Below are 17,502 nucleotides of genomic sequence, written 5' to 3'. Positions count from 1 at the left end.
AATCATCAATTGAATTGCGCCAAACTCACGGCCGAAAAAAAAGCTTGATCATTGATTTGCGCACCACCAACAGGGCGTGTTTGCGCCCCCCAAACAACGATCACCATATTTTGTTTTGGATTGATATATAAATACTGACCATGTATCCCTATTGCGCTATAGGCACCGTCGCGCAGCCCATCACGCGTGACCACTGGCCACCACAAATAAGCATAGGGAATCAGTTCGCCGTTCTTCAAGGCTTTAGGCGTAGTCGCTTCATAAGTCCATGCTGTTGGCAAAATCATCTCATTATCAGCCAAACCTCCAGCTAACATGAATAGTCCGAATCGACCATAATCACGCAGGGTCGCGCTCATGCCACTTCCCCCAATTTCCACTCCATTTGGCGAGTCTAACCACCAACTTGCCTCCGCCTCCATTCCGAAGCGCGACCAGATGCGTTCACCTAAATACTGCGAGAGTGGCATTCCGACTGCATTTCGCAAAACCTGCGCTGCGACTTGGGTTTCTCCAGTATTGTAATTAAAGAGTGTGCCAGGCTCGGCCTGCCGCGGTAATTGCTGTAAAACGGCTAAAGCTGCTCCAGGTTTCTGCGCTATCTGTGCTTCTAACAGACGTCGCCGATCAGAGCGCAGATCAGTATAAGTTTCATTCCAACGCACACCCGAACTCATCGTTAAAACGTCTCGGATGCTAACGTTCGCATAGGCACTCGTTTTTAACTCAGGAACATATTTGACGACTGGGTCTTGAAGACTCTTGATCTTTCCTTGTTTCAGCGCAGCGCCAATCAAAGTCGAAGTAATAGACTTGGCAATCGACATCGACATCCAGCGCGTCTTCTCTGTGTTACCAAAGCGGTAGCGCTCCAAATAAATCTGACGATCCTTCAATATCAATAGGCCGGCAATTTGATTCAATTCAAGATATTGATCCAAGCTCACTTGCCGACCACGGTCGGTAAACACAAAGCTAGAAAGCGGCTTCGCTGCGGCTTTCAGCGGAAAAGGTTTATTCGACTTTGGAATAGTGGCACTTGGAAATAATCGATGTATGTTCCGAAACGTACTCACTGCCGTTGCTGTACTCAAGCTGCCATCATACATTTCCCTGACCGTGCCGATTGCTTCTCGTTGATGAGGATAATGGGTCGACGACTTCGATTGTGCGTTGACTTGCTGGATCACGCGCTCCGAACCATGCAAAGGAAGCGTCATGCACGACATCGAGATACCAATCAGAGACAGTAATAGTTTCATCACGAACAAACCCTGCAAAAGAGGAGGAGACACGGAACAAAACAAATAGTATAAACGGATTGATTCCTCTTTTGACAATAACGCTTAGGAAGGTACATGATTGCAGGAAATAGGCCAGCAAGCGTCACAACTCGATCCAACACATACCCCAAAACGCCCTGCCTGTGCACTTCGAATGCATTTATTCCACGCTATCTCAGACTTAGTCGTAGATGAATTTTTGTCGATTGCTTCGATTTATTTGACCACATCCAACAATAGTCATTCGTTTGATCGACTTCAAACAGCTTACTCGCGCTACTTGCAATACTTGAACTGCTTGCGGTTTTGCGCGCCCGTAATTTGACCGGGGCGATCACTTGATTTCCCTGATGATAATGAATATTAAAATCCACCACCTGCGTACTTTGATACTGCCAATCAATTTTGGCGCCGGTCATCAGAGTCCCGCAGACTTCGAGTATGCCACCTGCTTTAATTTCGCCGCGATGCTGAAAACGCCCTTGTTCATCCCATTTCAATTCGACCAAGCTGGCATTTGCCGAAGCTGACAAACCCAAGCTTGCAGCGATCGCCACACAGACGGTGGCGAAACGGAGAGCGGTGATTTTAGGGTTTGAGAATTTAAAGCACATCATCTTAGTGCTGATGTTCGTGCGTATGTTCAGCTTCCTTATGATTTCCCTTGTCTGCTGCTTTTGCGTTGACTTTTTTCGCCAAAGCAAATGGTGTAAAACGCGCTTGCTCCGCTGGCTTACCTGCCATCGTCACAGTCAATGCGCCTTTCAAATTCGCGGTTGAGGCATACGTCGCTTTACCAACAAGACGATTATCACCTTCTGGTACTAAATCAACCGTTGTTTTCTTTGTTCCCTGCACCAAAGTCAAACTTGCGCTTGCTCCTTTAGTAGAAATACCTTTATTCGCATGATCAGTTACATACACCGTGACTGGATTTTCTTTCGCAGTTTTGCTGTCTTGTGCCAACACCAATTCAAAGTGATACACACCCGCCATGCGAGTTTGACCGCCATTCGGTGACTTGATCGAATCAAAGTATTTGTCATCATGAGCGTGTACGCTGGTAACGCTAGCTGCACCAATTGCTACACTCGCTAAAGCTGTCAAAACGAATTTGGAGATTTTCATATTATTTCCCTTTCTAAAAAATGATCACTTTACTTCAAATTAAAATACTTCTTGCTGTTCTTTATTTTTTGTCGCAGCCAACAAATTCAACAATGGTTTCTCACCCCAGCGCCAGAACATCAATGGGGTTAACACGGTATCCAGCAAAGTAGAACTGATCAAACCACCAAAGATGACTACTGCCACAGGATGCAAAATCTCTTTACCCGGTGCGTCGGCTGAAATCAACAAAGGTAACAAAGCAAACGCCGCGACTAAAGCCGTCATCAAGACTGGCGTTAAGCGTTCTAGTGAGCCACGAATAATCATTTGTTTACCAAATTGCTCGCCTTCAAACGCACACAAATTAATATAGTGGCTAATTTTCAAAATGCCATTGCGCGTTGAAATACCCGCCAAAGTAATAAAGCCAACCAAAGCAGCAACCGACAAAGTTTGTCCTGCTAACCATAGCGCTATGACAGCACCAACCAAAGCCAGCGGGATATTCCCCATAATCATCATCGTTAAAGCAATCGAACGATAACGGCTATACAGCACCAAGAACATCAAAGACAAAGACACGAGCGACAACAAGGCAATCAAATTCGAGGCTTTTTCTTGTGCTTGAAATTGCCCCTCTAAAGAAGTCGAATAACCAACTGGCAAATCCTTTGCCGCTAACTCTTCACGTATATCTTTAATCACTTCGGTCATATCGCGACCATCGGTATTTGCCGACAAAACGATGCGACGACGCGAATTTTCGCGATTAATTTGATTTGGACCATCGCTTTCCTCTACCTTGGCGAGTTGCGATAGTGGTAGAAAGCCGCGCGGCGTTTCTATTAACAATTGCTGTAATGCTTGTAGATCGCGACCATTTTCTGGCAAGCGTAATAACATATCGAAGCGTCGATTTCCCTCAATGATCTGCGTGATTTTTTCACCTTCAATTTGTTGCTGCAAGCTACGTAATAGCGCACCGGGCGCAATACCGTAACGCGCCGCTTGATCGTAATCCACATGAATTTTAATTTGCGGAATTAAGACTTGCTTCTCAATTTGCAGATCGGTAATACCGGGAACGCGGCTCAAACGTTCGCGTAAATCATTGGCGATATTACGCAGTGTGTCGAGATCATCACCAACCACTTTCAAAGCAATCTGCGCACGCACACCAGACAACAAATGATCTAAACGATGCGAGATCGGCTGACCGACATTGCTATTGGCAGGCAAGACTTTGAGACGTTCGCGAATATCCTGAATAATCTCATCACGACTACGTTTGGATTTCTTTAAATCGACATCCATCTCACTATAGTGCACGCCTTCTGCATGTTCATCCAACTCAGCGCGACCAGTACGACGCCCAACTTGGGTTACTTCTGGTACGGCTAACATCAATTGCTCAGCTAGACTACCGAGGCGGTTCGATTCTTCCAATGAAGTGCCAGGATTCAACACCAAGTTGACTGTCAAGGTACCTTCATTAAACGCAGGCAAAAACGCACGAGGGAAAAATGGCACGCTGATCGCCGCCAAAACCACTGCGACCATTGCCACTGCAAACAAGCTACGTACATGTTGAAAAGACCAATTCAACAATCGCGTGTCCCACTTTTTCAACCAGACCACGAGCGCACTATCGCCATGACCTAACTGCTTCATCTTTGGCAACAAGAAGTAGCACAACACGGGGGTTACCGTCATCGCCACTGCCATACTAGCCAGAATCGATACGACATAGGCGATCCCAAGTGGTGTGAATAAACTGCCTTCAATCCCCGGCAACGCAAACAAGGGCACGAACACCAACACCACAATCACAGTCGCATACACAATCCCGCTGCGCACCTCACCCGATGCACTGGCGATCACCTGCAAGCTAGGTAAAGGTTGTGCTAGCAAACTATTTTCTTTCAGTCGTCGCAATACGTTTTCCACATCCACCACGGCATCGTCGACCAATTCACCAATCGCAATCGCTAATCCGCCCAGCGTCATGGTATTGATGGATAAATCCAAATAGCGGAATACTAAGATGGTCGCCAACAAGGATAAAGGAATCGCTACTAAAGAAATGATCGTGGTGCGAATATTCAGTAAGAACAAGAACAATAAGATTGCCACCATGATCGCACCATCACGCAAGGCATCATTGACGTTATCGAGAGAATTCTTAATAAAGTCGGCTTGACGAAATAGGAACTGCGGTTGCTCTACCCCTTGCGGCAAATTCTTTCCTAATTCAGCAATTGCGCGTTCAACTTCGCGAGTCAACTTCACACTATCTGCAGTTGGTTGTTTTTGCACCGAGAGGATGACTGCAGGTTTGCCTTTATAACCACCATCACCGCGTTTAAAAGCGGGCGCAATCGCCACTTCGGCGACTTGTTTCAATAAGATCGCTTGCCCTTGCTTCACCGCTACCACGACATTTTGCAAATCTTCAATACGACTGGTGCGACCGATTTGGCGAATTAAATATTCGCGCCCATTTGCCTCAGCAAAACCGCCACTGGTATTTGCGCCAAAATCTTTGAGTGCGGCTTCGACTTTATCGAGCTCGATGCCCAATGACTGCAATTGCGCGGGCTTGATCTCAACCCGATACTGACGAACTTCGCCACCAATCGGCGTGACCTGCGCTACGCCCGGAATATTCAATAAACGTGGCCGCATCACCCAATCGGCATATTCACGTACTTGCATCGCGGATGTACTTGCAGCCGCATTGGTTGAAGTAGCATCGGTGCTTTTGGTATCAGCACTATTAGAATCTGCACTTTTAGGATTTGTACTGATAGGCAATGCAATCAACAAGATTTCTCCCATGATAGAAGAAATCGGTCCCATTTGCGGTGTCACGCCAGCTGGCAATTGCTCACGCACCAAACTCAAACGTTCGGCAATTTGCTGACGATTGCGGTAGATGTCGGTACCCCAATCAAACTCAACATAGATGATCGATAAACCGACACCCGATACCGAACGCACGCGCGTCACGCCGGGCATGCCGTTCATGGTTGATTCAAGCGGAAAACTCACTAGTTGCTCGACTTCTTCCGGTGCCATACCGCCTGCTTCCGTCATCAAAGTCACCGTTGGTTTATTCAAATCTGGAAAGACATCGACTGGCATTTGGCGCATGCTGAGCAAGCCATACACGATCAACAAGATCGAGGCGGCGAGTACGATCAGCCTTTGGCGTAAGCTGGTGTTAATAATGAATTGGAACATAAGCGGGCTTCCTTACTTCACTTGCGCTAACAAGCTTCCGCCAGCGGTCACCACGCGTTCATCTTCTTTTATGCCAGAGACGATAGCGACACGCTCCGCGTCCAGACTATGCGCCACCACCTTACGTTGTACAAAACGTTCCGCTTCCGTATGTACCCATACCGCTGACTCACCGCCTGTCAACTTCATCACAGCGGAATTAGGCACGGCAAATCCTGTCGTTAAGCGCTTGGTTTGAATCATCACTTTTATCGCCTGCCCAACGGCTACTGGGGTCGGTTTGCCTGAAACTCTGAACAGTAAAGGTATTGCTTGCTCACGCATTTGCTGACCACCACCAACAAAATTCAGCGATAAACTGGCTGGTGCATTTGCTGACGCCGAGATCTTTTGCTGCTGCCAAGTCGCGGTTGCATTCGCAATGTCTGCGGTCAAAATAGGATCGTAGGCCAAAGCTTCTACCATCAAGCGATTCGGATCAATGATTTCGAACAGGGTTTCTTTGGCATCCAATACCTGTCCTGTGACCGCATTCGCGACACTGATGATGCCTGACACCGGCGCAATCAAGGCTTCACTTTTTGACAGACTCGCTTCAACCGCTGTTTTACGTTTTTTCAGCGCTTCATAATCAAAACGTGCCGCTTCCACCGTGGCTTTGGGCAAAGCTTCGGATAATTGTTCATAGCGTTGCACCTTACGTTCGGCAATCGATAATTGTGAATCGATATCCGCCAAAATTGATTGGCTATTACCCCGATCCAAACTACTCATCACGGGGCGTAAATACGCTAAGACTTGGCCTTTACTCACACGTTGACCCAGACTAGGTAAGCCAGTTGGCCCTGCTTCTAAGCGACCTGGCTGACTAGCCTGCACACGGCCACCCGCATTTGGATCGGCGATAATTTTGCCGTTGAGTTCTATCGTATTTGGCAATTCTGCTTGCTCGGTAAGCAGAGTGCGCAACGCCAACTGTCTTTGCACAATCTTAGGTACAAACAAACTACCGTCAGATAAACGCTGCGCTGCTGTCGCATCTAAAAGGCTTGGCTTGGCGTTTGGACTAGTATTAGGTTTTGCAGCAGCTTTGTTCGGCTTTTTGCTATGATCTTCATCACCATGCGCTTGTACTACATTAGCGTGAGTCAACAATAATAGTGCAGAAAAAAACGTCGATAATTTCATGGCGGATTTCAAAATGGATCGTGTTTGCATGACTTACGCTCCCCAAGCAGAACGGTTTTGGCGACGCTTGAACATCAACATAGCAATGAAAGATATCACTGCTAACAGTAAGCCCAGTCCAATCCACCAACCTGTTTTCGATGTTTCTGGATGATCATGCGCTTGCTCGCTGAGATCAGGGATCTCTAAACTCGCCGTCATCACATCCCCTAATTCACCCGCCTGTACCGAAATCGACAAGGGATATTTGCCTACTTTTTCCATCACACCTTGCGCCACCTCAATCACATACACGCCTGGTGTAGTCTGCTTGGCGATGGCCTTCAATACGCTACCGCTCTCAACCTCAATCTGCGCATCAGCGACCAAACTATTGTCGGCAAAACGATCTAAATAAATGATCAAAGAACGGCCTTGCAACACCGCGACTAACTCGAAATCTTCGGTTTGGGCAGTAGCGCGCGGCGCGACTTGCGTCGTGGGTGCGGCAGGCGTTGTATGCTCGTGGTCATCATTACCGTGTGCGATTGCCGTGCTAGCGATCTGCACACTCAGAAAAAAAACAATTAAACAAAAAAAGGATTTCAAAACTCACTCCTTGTTAGCGTGAAATCGTCGTCAAACTTGCGCAAAGCAAAACAAACCAAAGCAAAATGACAATCAACAACATCAACCATGTTAAAAATAGCCACTATTATCGCTTTCGCATCACGACAGTTAGCTGACTGCAAGATTACAAATCTGTAATCTGCGGGTGCAAAACTGAGACTCTTAAAGTTAGCTAAGGCATTCTGGGGATTAAAGGGGAATTTATTGGAGTGAAGTGGAACTTCGCGGGTAAAATTGGCGAAAAGGGGAAAAATTTGCCAAACTCCGTAGCTATCGGATAGCAATCGCATCACAACCGCATCAAAATCACATCAAACATCCAAGTCCTACATGAAAATCCTAATCGTTGAAGATGAACAAAAAACTGGCGATTACCTTAAACAAGGCTTAAGCGAATTCGGCTTTAGCGTTGATCTCGCGCGCAATGGTTTAGACGGATTGCATTTAGCCAAATCAGGCGACTATGATTTATTGATACTCGATGTCATGCTGCCCGAGCTGAATGGTTGGCAAGTGTTAGAGACCTTGCGCCGTCAAGGCTTACAAACCCCTGTCTTGTTCTTGACCGCAAAAGACCAAGTCGAAGATCGCGTCAAAGGTTTGGAACTCGGTGCTGATGATTATTTGGTCAAGCCATTTGCATTCTCGGAATTAGTCGCACGCGTCCGAACTCTACTTAGACGCGGCAAAAATCAAATCGAATCCGCCACTTTGCGCGTAGCTGATCTTGAGTTAGATCGACTCAAACATCGGGTCACAAGAAATGGACAAAGAATAGAATTAACCGCCAAAGAATTTTCATTACTCGAATTATTCATGCGCCGTCAAGGCGAAGTGCTGACGCGGTCACTGATCGCCTCACAAGTCTGGGACATGAATTTTGATAGCGATACCAATGTGATTGAAGTGGCAGTCCGCCGCTTACGTAGCAAGATCGATGACGCTTTTGAACCGAAGTTAATTCACACACTACGCGGCATGGGCTATGTGATGGAAGTGAAAGAAACATAATGCAACAACTCTCACTGACAGCGCGTTTAACGCTATTTTTCACCAGCCTATCGTGTATCGTTTTGCTCAGCTTGGGCTGGTTGATTGGTGCGTCCATCGATGCGCACTTTAAAGAGCAAGATCACCATGCCTTGAGTGGCAAATTAGAACTTGCACAGCACATCATTGAACGTGTGAATAGCGAACAAGAAGTACGCAATTTAGCCGATCAGCTCAGTGATGCCTTGGTAGGGCATCATGATTTGGCGATCACCATTTTAGATAAGCAAGGGCAAGTGATTTTGGCATCAGATGCCGTCAAATTTCCCGCTGAATATTTACAACAGGCTCGAAGCCAAACCAGCCCCACCCTGTTTTCTTGGGAAGCCAATGGCGATCACTATCGCGGCTTGGTCAGTATTTTTACTACCAAAGATCCGCAATATGCCCCCATCACCGTGGCGATTGCGACCGACATCGCGCATCACCAAGAATTCATGGCGAGCTTTCGTAAGACTTTGTGGCTGTTTGTCTTTGTAGCGGCTGCACTGACGAGTGTGTTAGCGTGGTTTGCTGCCAGTCGCGGCTTACGTCCATTGCGCATCATGCGCGAACGCGCAGCCAAAGTAACGGCCAACAAATTAGATCAACGTTTGCCGTTAGAATCCGTGCCGCCAGAGCTAGCCGACTTGGCACAGAGCTTAAATCAAATGCTAGCAAGACTAGAAGAAGCGTTTCAACGCTTATCTGACTTTTCTTCTGATCTTGCGCATGAGTTGCGGACACCTATCAGCAATTTAATGACGCAAACCCAAGTATCTTTGTCACAAGCGCGGGATGCACAAAGCTATCGCGAAATCTTAGAATCAAATGCCGAAGAATACAGCCGCTTAGCGCGCATGATTGCGGATATGTTATTTCTTGCCAAAGCAGAAAATGGCCTAAGTCTAGTGAATGTGGAAGCAGTCGATATCGTGCGTGAACTACGCGATTTGTTTGAATTTTATGAAGCACTAGCGGACGAAAAATCAATTCGATTTGATCTACAAATTGAACCATCAAGCACCACAAGTTGGGTGATACGCGGTGATCGTTTGATGTTAAGGCGAGCACTCAGCAATATCTTATCTAATGCCCTACGCTATACACCGGAAGATAACAGTATCCAAGTACATCTACAGCAACAATCCTCGTGTATCGAGCTAAAGATTTGCAATCCCGGCAGCACCATTCCAGCCCATCATCTGAGTCGTATCTTTGAACGTTTTTACCGCGCCGATCATGCGCGCCAACATGCCGATGGCGAAGGCTCTGGTCTAGGATTAGCGATCGTGAAGGCGATTATCGATGGGCATCGTGGACAAATCAGCGCAAGCTCGGAAAATCAACTAACCTGTTTTACCATCCATCTCCCGCGGCAGAATTAGGCTTTGTAGAACCAAGCAGAACTATAATAAAAAAGCGCCTTGTGTATGAATGCACGAGGCGCTTTTTGTTTCAACGGGAATTTATTTTCTTAGCTATATGAAATCAGTTTCACTGACTAAGACGTTTCGCCAAATCATATAAAAACCGCTGACCTTCATACAGCGATTTCACAGGTAAGCGTTCATTCAAGCCATGCGCATTCGAGCCTTCGGGATAATGAAAAATTCCACTCACACCATAAGTCCAAATTCCCGCATTATTTAAGAAACGACCATCGGTTCCACCAGGCGACATGGTTGGCACTACCGGGATACCGGGCCACATTTGATTGGTCAGATCCGTCACGGCTTTCATTAACTCTGGATGCAATGGTTGCGCAGGTGAGACCGTTGCTTTGCCAACTGGCGTGACTTTGATGGCATCATCAGCGAGCACGGATTGAATTCTTGCTTGCGTCTGTTCAACGGTTTCGCCTGGCAAAATACGGCAATTGACATTGGCTTGTGCACGTTGTGGCAGAGCATTGGCCGCATGACCCGCATTGACCATCGTAGCGACACAAGTGGTACGCAAGCTGGCGTTATAAAATGGGGTTGTTGCGCCTAATCGATTCAGTGCGTCCATATCCACTGGTTCGCGCAAAATCGCTTTCATATCAGCTGCCAATTGACCACTTTCCAAGGTCGCCATCGTTTCGAAAAACCCCCGTGTTGTCGGTGTAAGTCTGAATGGGAATTCAAATTTACCCAAACGCGATAAGGCATCTGACAATTGATAAATCGCATTATCTTTGCGTGGTACAGAACTATGCCCACCTGTATTCGTCACTTCTAAACTGAAGCTTTGAAATATTTTTTCACCCGCCTGTATGCCATTCCGTACAGGCTTACCATTTTTATCCAAACTGCCACCACCGCCTTCATTCAAAGCGAGCTCGGCATCAATCAAATCGCGATGATTCTTCAGCAGATACTCAACTCCGTTAAATTCTGCTGGAACCAACTCCTCATCGCATGTCAGCGCCATAATGATGTCACGTTTGGTTTTCAGTTTTTCTTGTTTGTAGCGCATCATGTTCGCCACAAAAATCGCCGCCATCGGCTTATCGTCAGAGGAACCCCGTGCGTAGAAAAAACCATCCTCTTCAATGAGCTTGAATGGATCGCGGATCCAGTCTTCACGTTTCGCTTCAACAACATCGATGTGCGCGAGCAATAGCAAGGGCTTCTGTGTCGCACCTTCTGTTGCTTTCAAACGTGCAACCAAGTTTCCCTTCTTAGGACCACCGGGCGGCACAATGACGTGCATGTCAGCCTCACTAAAACCGGCCTTTTTCAGATGGGCTGCCATCGCTTTTGACGCTGCTGTACAGCTCCCAACGGAATTGCTTGTATTGATCTCCACAAGTTCTTGGTAGATCGCACGCAATTGTTTCTGCTCCGCGTTTAATCCCGATGGAGGCTGAACTGGCATTGCATTCGAGACCACAGCGAATAATAAAGAGGCGCCAGAAACTGCGATCGATGTAGACAATTTTTGCATCATAAGTGGCTTTATTCCTATTAAATTTCTGTTACTTGATTGATGGGAAGCGAACTGTTGTTATGAACAGATTGTGTCGATATAGTTCCCTCACCACCGCTGCCCCATCATAAATCTTGTCGGCCTCTATCCTTTAAAATCCTTGGGTCGAATCGGCGTTTTCCTATGAAATGCTTAGACCACTTACGATAAAACAACAACATTCATAGCATTACAGCATCAAATTTAAAAAAATTGATATTGTCTTTGACTAACTACCCTTAACATATTCTTTCAGGCAACTCTTCTGTTCGGCATTTTGGTTTCTCCCTATTGGATCTCAATACACCTACTTGTATGATTGATTATCAACTAGCCACCTCAAGACGCTACACTTGCTTTCAAGCGCAACGACGCTTGAGCGCTGCCCGCTGGTTCGCTGCCTTGGTGCTGTTACCAAACTTGGCGACTGCGCAGTCCTCGATTCCTGCGGCAGAAACTCCTGCACAATCCACGGAATTGGATGCAAAGCCATCGCTCAGTCTTCATGGGAATCATCGCAGTGACTTGATTAGCAATCTAAGGGGGGGCTTAAAGCAAGGCTCTAGTTGGCTTGGGTATACCGATTTAAAATTAGAAATCGATTTGGAACGTACGATAGCGCTTTCAAATACCCGTTTCTACTCCCAGTTTCATAGCGAGCTCGGTGGCAAACCCAACGCCCAACTCGTCGGTAGCTATATGGGAATCAACAATATTGAAGTCAACACAAACACAGCACAATTATCCCAATTTTGGCTGGAAAAAGTCAGTGCCGACGGTGCCTTGAGTCTACTTGGTGGATTATATGCACTCGATTCCGAGTTTTATGTCACCGAGTCATCTGGTATTTTTTTACAACCGCCACTGGGGATAGGTACATCGATCGGCCAAACCGGCAAGAATGGTCCACCGATTTTTCCACGAACGTCCTTGGGACTCAGACTTAAGTATCAACTCCCATCACAAAGCTATGCACAAATTGCTTTGATGGATGGTGTTCCAGGCGATCCAGACAATCACCACGGTACCCATGTCAAATTGGCGAAGGGTGATGGCACAATTGGCATCGTTGAAATCGGCACGCTCAGCAGCGGTCAAGGGGCAACAAGTCCGCACATTAGCAAACTCGCGCTCGGCTATTGGAAATATACGAGTCCCTATCCTGATTTATTGAATTTTACGCAAACCCATTTAAATCATGGTTGGTATGTGCTAGGCGAGTTTTCCCTGTTAGGAACAAGTGACGCTAGCGATAAAAAGCTCACGGGTTTTTTACGTTTTGGTACAGCGAATGCGAATCTCTATCAAGTTGACTGGTCGTTTAGCGCTGGTTTCAACTACACAGGCTTTCTTGCAGAGAGACCGAATGACGTTCTAGCCTTGGCGATGACCAATTCGCATACCAGTCGCCGATATCAAATCGCGCAACAAGCTGAGAACCATGAATCCATTCTGGAAATGACGTACAAGTATCAATATAACCAACATCTCGCGATTCAACCGGTTGTTCAGTTTGTAATGAATCCGAACATGTCCAAATCAGTCAGCAATGCAAGCGTTGTAGGCATACGTTTCGACTTAAACTTTTGACGCCAACGCCGGAGCGGGCATCAGCCAAACGAGGAAGGCAGGGACTCGCCTGACCTTCCTTGTCGTAATACCGTTTGCAGCGTCAGCCTAGTTCGTTGCTAATGCCAACTGCGCCGATTGCATCATCTCCCGACGGAATTGGAAATGCATCCAAACCAAGGAAACACATACAGTGCCATATAAAAGCATAAAGCAAGAACTCCGCACGCCTGTCAAATCTACCATGGCACCAAACATGATAGGCAATACAAACCCACCTAAGCCACCTGCCAGCCCTACAACTCCCGACACCGCACCGATATTATGTGTATATTCGTCTGAAATAAATTTAAAAACAGAAGCTTTACCCACCGCCATCGCGATCCCGACCACGAACAATAAACTCGTAAAGACCAGAGGCGTCAATGCGATATGGAATGCTTGTGGACCCGTCACCGTTTTAATGGTGAACTCAGTCTGTGGATAAGACAACATAAAGAATGCGATCCAGCATACCCACATTACCCACCAGGTCACTTTATACGCGCCGTATTTATCTGACAGCCAACCACCAAAAGCACGCAACACACCACCAGGTAAAGAGAAACAAGCAGCCAACAAAGCAGCGTCTTTCATGTCAAAGTTATACTCAGTGACATAGTATTTGACCATCCACAGACTCAGTCCCACATACCCACCAAAGACGACAGAGTAATACTGGCAATAGCGCCAAACTTTTGGGTCTTTCAGCATTTTTAATTGTGCGGTGAAACTGACGCTGGACTTCACATTATGGCTAGGGTCAGTCGACGAGAAAACCCAGAAAATCAATGCAGCGGCTAACATCAAGACAGCATAGACTTTGGGTACCATGACCCAGCCTGCCGAAGCAATAATGGCAGGCGCGATAAACTTATTCACCGCCGCGCCAGAGTTACCGGCGCCAAAAATACCCATTGCCAGACCTTGACGATCTTTTTTAAACCATCGCGCCACATAAGGCGTACCTACCGAGAAAGAGCCACCGGCTAAACCGACGAACAAACCTAAGACCAAAAAATGCCAATAAGCGGTCGCATAGCTGATCAAAAAAATCGGAATCACGGTAGAGATCATCAACAAAAACAACACGATGCGACCACCAAATCTATCGGTCCAAATACCCAGTGGCACGCGTATCAAGGAACCTGTCAGCACGGGCATCGCGGTCAGCAAACCAAACTGCGTTTCATTTAAGCCCAAGGTTTTTTTGATCGGAATGCCAATCACCCCGAACATCATCCAAATCGTGAAACAAATGGTAAAAGCCAAGGTACTGGCACCCAGCACCGAATTGGCTTTTCCCGAACTATTTACCTGCGTGGTCATTATTTACTCCCTCAACTTTGATCAGTGCTCTTAGCTTAGGGGAGTTCACGCAATCGGGAAATTCATCAGAAGTAGGCGATCAGATAGGCTAAATAGGCTAGCCCTACGCCAAAAGAACTAGCCCTTATCGCAATCTGATGCGGTAAAGCGCAGCAGCGTGGTTTGAACCAAGTAGGCATCGATTTTTATACTCAGCCCAAGAGTGTTAAACTGTCGTCTGACAGACACTTCATCAGATAGAAAGCAATGAATCAAAATCTCAGTATCGACGAGTACGACGCCCTCGAGCAAATCACTAAGTTAGCGAAAGGGGCTCGCCCCAGTGCTTGCATTTCGCGCAACTCCAAACGTTTAGTCGGTATCAAACTGATAGCACATCGACGCGATGGTAGTTTTGAGTTGACTGATGCCGGGCGACAAATTCTCTTTATCAAACAATGCATCGATGGTCTGCGTGCAATAGCACATGACCCCGACTACGTTTTAAGCGCACCGGTTGCCAGTTTTTTGGCGAAAAAAGCACACATAGAACAAGACAAAGAGAAGGAAAAATGGTCGATTACCGAACGTGGACGTGACTGCTTGGCAGACATCGAAGCGACGAATCCCCCTGCAAAAAATTACTAAGTTGAATTTCGTTCCGTAACGGTCTGACGTCGGCTACTCCACCAAACGAAGGCAAGTGCCAACACTGCGATGCCACCCCACAGTCCGTTACCGAAACGAATATACGGCGTCAATCCTTGCATGCCCTGAATCTCTCCCGCTAGGGTGCCACGGCTCAAGACCGGCATGGCTGCAATCACATTACCACGCGCATCAATCATGGCAGTTGCCCCAGTATTCGTCGAACGCAGCATTGGACGCCCAGTCTCCAAGCTACGCATTTGAGAAATCTGTAAGTGCTGTGGGATTGCACTCAAGTCGCCAAACCAAGCCAGATTAGACACATTCAACAGGATGGTTGCCGCCCCCTCTTTGCTCCGAGCCTGTACACGCAATTGCTCGGCAATTTCTTCGCCAAAGAGATCCTCATAACAAATATTTGGCATCACGCGTTGGTCCTTCACCGCAAATGCTGGCTGGACAACACCGGGGTTGCTGTATTCGCCCAAAGGTATCTGCATCAAATTAACAAACCAACGAAACCCAAATGGAACATATTCACCAAATGGTACCAAATGATGCTTATCATAACGATAGGGGGTCACACCGCCGTCAATTCCCAACACACTATTTGAATAACGCTGGTTTCCATCATCACTGACAACGCCAATCACGAGATGACTTCGCGTTTTCTGCGAGAACTCCTGTAAACGCTGCAAATAATTGGTCGGAAGTTCGGATACCAAAAGAGGTAGCGCCGTCTCGGGCGTCGCAATCAAATCCGCTGCTTGCTCTGTCATCAATCCAGCGTACATTGCCAAGGTCTCTTCCAAAAAGCTGGATGTGAACTTAATTCCCTGATCGATATTCCCTTGCGTCAAACGTACGCTAAGAGGCTGGCCATATGGCTTAGTCCAGGTCATTTGATGCAGACCGCTTCCACAGAACATTATGAACACCAACCCAAATAAGGCCTTGAGTTGGGTTCGTCGATCAAGCCCAACAACAATATAAGCAAGACATGCGGAACACAACATTGCAATCGCGCCGAGGCCATATACGCCAACAATCGGTGCGTATCCAGCTAAAGGACTTTGATGATGTGCGTACCCAACGGCTAACCAAGGAAAGCCCGTAAAGAGATAACCACGTAAAAACTCGGTGCATGCCCAACACACAGGAAAAATCACGACATAACTAAGGGATGCTCTAGCACGCCAACGTAAGCGCAAGCTTTGTAGGAGGAAAAAACACAAACTGGGAAATAGCGCCATGAACGACGCCAACGCAGACAAGGCAATCACGCTCAAGGCCCATGGCATCCCACCATATCGCGACATCGCGATAACGAGCCAACAGACACCCAAGACAAATTGCCCGAATCCATAGCACAGCCCGATGAGCGCGGCCTGTTTTGGGTTCCATTTTGCTGGATCCATCAGCATCACCAAAAGCAGGGCTGGGGTGATCAACTGAATCGGCCAAATCGCATACGGCGCGAAAGCAAGTACGTTCAATGCCCCCAATAACAAAGCCACGAGACAAGCTCGTGGCAATGACAATAATGGCAAATGCGATACGAATCCTCGCATCAAGAATTACTCTTCCATCGTGTAGTTTGCACTGCGCTTCTCAACTAAAACGATCTGCACTTGTCGCGCGTCGGCGCGCAACACTTCAAAATACAATTGACCAATCGCAAATTCGTCGCCTTTATGTGGCACGCGTTGCAAATGGTTAGTAATGAAGCCGCCTATGGTATCGGCGTCAGCATCTTCAAAGTCGGTGCCTATTACTTCATTGAATTGTTCAATTTCCGTTAAGCCTTTGACGCGCCAGCGCTTACCATTACCCTGATTTTCCAGAGCAATCACATTGTCTTCTTCTTCATCAAAGTCATACTCGTCTTCAATATCACCGACAATTTGCTCAAGAACATCTTCAATCGTAATCAAACCTGCGACAGCGCCATACTCATCGACCACCATTGCCATATGATTCCGATTTGCACGAAAATCGCGGAGTAAAATATTTAAACGTTTCGACTCGGGAATATAGACAACGGGGCGCAGCATTTTACGCACATCGAAACTGTCTTCTGCGTAGTAACGTAACAAGTCTTTGGCGAGTAGAATCCCAACGACTTGATCACGATCACCGTCAACTGCAGGAAAACGTGAATGCGCGGTTTCCAATACTTCGGGCATCCATTCGGCAATCGGCTTGGAGATATCGACCACATCCATTTGGGAACGCGGTACCATCACATCACGGGCTGATAAATCGGAAACTTGAAAAACCCCTTCGATCATTGCCAAGGCATCGGCGTCGATCAAATTACGTTCTTGCGCGTCGTGCAAGACTTCTAACAGCTCTTCGCGGTTTTCGGGTTCGGGAGAAATTAGGGCGGTCAATCGTTCAAACAATGACCTATGTGGTTTAAGGTCAGCTGGTCTGACCTTACTAGAGTGCTCTTGCATAATGGGCTTAACGCCGTTGTTTCAATCCTACAGGATACAACATCTGAAGCTATTTCCCAAATTTT

The 17,502-nt window shown here is 47.0% G+C and carries 14 protein-coding genes; 4 read left to right on the top strand and 10 right to left on the bottom strand.

Annotated elements, in window-relative coordinates; genetic code table 11:
* Positions 1 to 5: 5 nt before the first annotated feature.
* The 6 genes from KDM90_RS14425 to KDM90_RS14400 form a co-directional block, all read right to left on the bottom strand.
* A complete protein-coding gene (locus tag KDM90_RS14425; RefSeq protein WP_230409839.1) occupies positions 6 to 1,262 on the bottom strand; it encodes a serine hydrolase domain-containing protein in 1,257 nt (418 codons plus the stop codon).
* 191 nt (positions 1,263 to 1,453) lie between these two features.
* On the bottom strand, positions 1,454 to 1,900 hold the full coding sequence (locus tag KDM90_RS14420; protein WP_212676323.1) for a hypothetical protein: 447 nt from the start codon (positions 1,898 to 1,900) through the stop codon (positions 1,454 to 1,456).
* A 1-nt stretch (position 1,901) separates the two neighbouring features.
* On the bottom strand, positions 1,902 to 2,411 hold the full coding sequence (locus KDM90_RS14415; protein ID WP_212676322.1) for a hypothetical protein: 510 nt from the start codon (positions 2,409 to 2,411) through the stop codon (positions 1,902 to 1,904).
* Between the two features lie 39 nt (positions 2,412 to 2,450).
* A complete protein-coding gene (locus tag KDM90_RS14410; protein WP_212676321.1) occupies positions 2,451 to 5,636 on the bottom strand; it encodes an efflux RND transporter permease subunit in 3,186 nt (1,061 codons plus the stop codon).
* Positions 5,637 to 5,648: 12 nt separating this feature from the next.
* The gene (locus KDM90_RS14405; RefSeq protein WP_212676320.1) at positions 5,649 to 6,854 is read right to left on the bottom strand and encodes an efflux RND transporter periplasmic adaptor subunit; all 1,206 of its coding nucleotides are present in this window, start codon (positions 6,852 to 6,854) and stop codon (positions 5,649 to 5,651) included.
* Between the two features lie 3 nt (positions 6,855 to 6,857).
* Complete coding sequence (locus KDM90_RS14400; RefSeq protein ID WP_212676319.1) at positions 6,858 to 7,412, bottom strand: hypothetical protein; 555 nt, start codon at positions 7,410 to 7,412, stop codon at positions 6,858 to 6,860.
* A 351-nt stretch (positions 7,413 to 7,763) separates the two neighbouring features.
* On the opposite strand from KDM90_RS14400, the gene KDM90_RS14395 reads away from it, so the two are divergent.
* Complete coding sequence (locus KDM90_RS14395) at positions 7,764 to 8,444, top strand: heavy metal response regulator transcription factor (RefSeq protein WP_212676318.1); 681 nt, start codon at positions 7,764 to 7,766, stop codon at positions 8,442 to 8,444.
* Positions 8,444 to 9,850, top strand: a complete 1,407-nt coding sequence (locus tag KDM90_RS14390; protein WP_212676317.1) for a heavy metal sensor histidine kinase — start codon at positions 8,444 to 8,446, stop codon at positions 9,848 to 9,850. The genes KDM90_RS14395 and KDM90_RS14390 overlap by 1 nt, the downstream gene beginning before the upstream one ends.
* 109 nt (positions 9,851 to 9,959) lie before the next feature.
* On the opposite strand, the gene KDM90_RS14385 is transcribed toward KDM90_RS14390, so the two are convergent.
* On the bottom strand, positions 9,960 to 11,396 hold the full coding sequence (locus KDM90_RS14385) for a M20/M25/M40 family metallo-hydrolase (RefSeq protein WP_212676316.1): 1,437 nt from the start codon (positions 11,394 to 11,396) through the stop codon (positions 9,960 to 9,962).
* 333 nt (positions 11,397 to 11,729) lie between these two features.
* Between KDM90_RS14385 and KDM90_RS14380 the strand changes: the two genes are divergently transcribed.
* A complete protein-coding gene (locus KDM90_RS14380; protein WP_212676315.1) occupies positions 11,730 to 13,004 on the top strand; it encodes a carbohydrate porin in 1,275 nt (424 codons plus the stop codon).
* 87 nt (positions 13,005 to 13,091) lie between these two features.
* Here the strand turns inward: KDM90_RS14380 and KDM90_RS14375 are convergent, their stop codons facing one another.
* Positions 13,092 to 14,351 carry an MFS transporter gene (locus KDM90_RS14375; protein WP_212676314.1) on the bottom strand — a complete coding sequence of 420 codons (1,260 nt, stop codon included), beginning with the start codon at positions 14,349 to 14,351 and terminating at the stop codon, positions 13,092 to 13,094.
* A 246-nt stretch (positions 14,352 to 14,597) separates the two neighbouring features.
* Here KDM90_RS14375 and KDM90_RS14370 point away from each other — a divergent pair, with 246 nt between their 5' ends.
* Positions 14,598 to 14,978 (top strand): hypothetical protein, encoded by a 381-nt coding sequence (locus KDM90_RS14370; RefSeq protein WP_212676313.1) that lies wholly within the window; start codon positions 14,598 to 14,600, stop codon positions 14,976 to 14,978.
* On the opposite strand, the gene lnt is transcribed toward KDM90_RS14370, so the two are convergent.
* Positions 14,975 to 16,495, bottom strand: coding sequence for an apolipoprotein N-acyltransferase (lnt, locus tag KDM90_RS14365; RefSeq protein ID WP_329605333.1), 1,521 nt, complete (start codon positions 16,493 to 16,495; stop codon positions 14,975 to 14,977). The genes KDM90_RS14370 and lnt overlap by 4 nt on opposite strands.
* 60 nt (positions 16,496 to 16,555) lie before the next feature.
* A complete protein-coding gene (locus KDM90_RS14360) occupies positions 16,556 to 17,437 on the bottom strand; it encodes an HlyC/CorC family transporter (protein WP_212676312.1) in 882 nt (293 codons plus the stop codon).
* Positions 17,438 to 17,502 lie beyond the last annotated feature (65 nt).

Origin of the sequence: Affinundibacterium fentianense (assembly GCF_018139545.1) — a bacterium.
GTDB classification, from domain to species: domain Bacteria; phylum Pseudomonadota; class Gammaproteobacteria; order Burkholderiales; family Burkholderiaceae_D; genus Undibacterium; species Undibacterium fentianense.
This window is presented reverse-complemented; position numbering and strand designations above follow the sequence as displayed.

Coding starts and splice junctions, on each gene's coding strand:
- KDM90_RS14425 (WP_230409839.1), bottom strand. CDS start 1,262: ATGAAACTATTACTGTCTCTGATTGGTATCTCGATGTCGTGCATGACG.
- KDM90_RS14420 (WP_212676323.1), bottom strand. CDS start 1,900: ATGATGTGCTTTAAATTCTCAAACCCTAAAATCACCGCTCTCCGTTTC.
- KDM90_RS14415 (WP_212676322.1), bottom strand. CDS start 2,411: ATGAAAATCTCCAAATTCGTTTTGACAGCTTTAGCGAGTGTAGCAATT.
- KDM90_RS14410 (WP_212676321.1), bottom strand. CDS start 5,636: ATGTTCCAATTCATTATTAACACCAGCTTACGCCAAAGGCTGATCGTA.
- KDM90_RS14405 (WP_212676320.1), bottom strand. CDS start 6,854: ATGCAAACACGATCCATTTTGAAATCCGCCATGAAATTATCGACGTTT.
- KDM90_RS14395 (WP_212676318.1), top strand. CDS start 7,764: ATGAAAATCCTAATCGTTGAAGATGAACAAAAAACTGGCGATTACCTT.
- KDM90_RS14390 (WP_212676317.1), top strand. CDS start 8,444: ATGCAACAACTCTCACTGACAGCGCGTTTAACGCTATTTTTCACCAGC.
- KDM90_RS14385 (WP_212676316.1), bottom strand. CDS start 11,396: ATGATGCAAAAATTGTCTACATCGATCGCAGTTTCTGGCGCCTCTTTA.
- KDM90_RS14380 (WP_212676315.1), top strand. CDS start 11,730: ATGATTGATTATCAACTAGCCACCTCAAGACGCTACACTTGCTTTCAA.
- KDM90_RS14375 (WP_212676314.1), bottom strand. CDS start 14,351: ATGACCACGCAGGTAAATAGTTCGGGAAAAGCCAATTCGGTGCTGGGT.
- KDM90_RS14370 (WP_212676313.1), top strand. CDS start 14,598: ATGAATCAAAATCTCAGTATCGACGAGTACGACGCCCTCGAGCAAATC.
- KDM90_RS14360 (WP_212676312.1), bottom strand. CDS start 17,437: ATGCAAGAGCACTCTAGTAAGGTCAGACCAGCTGACCTTAAACCACAT.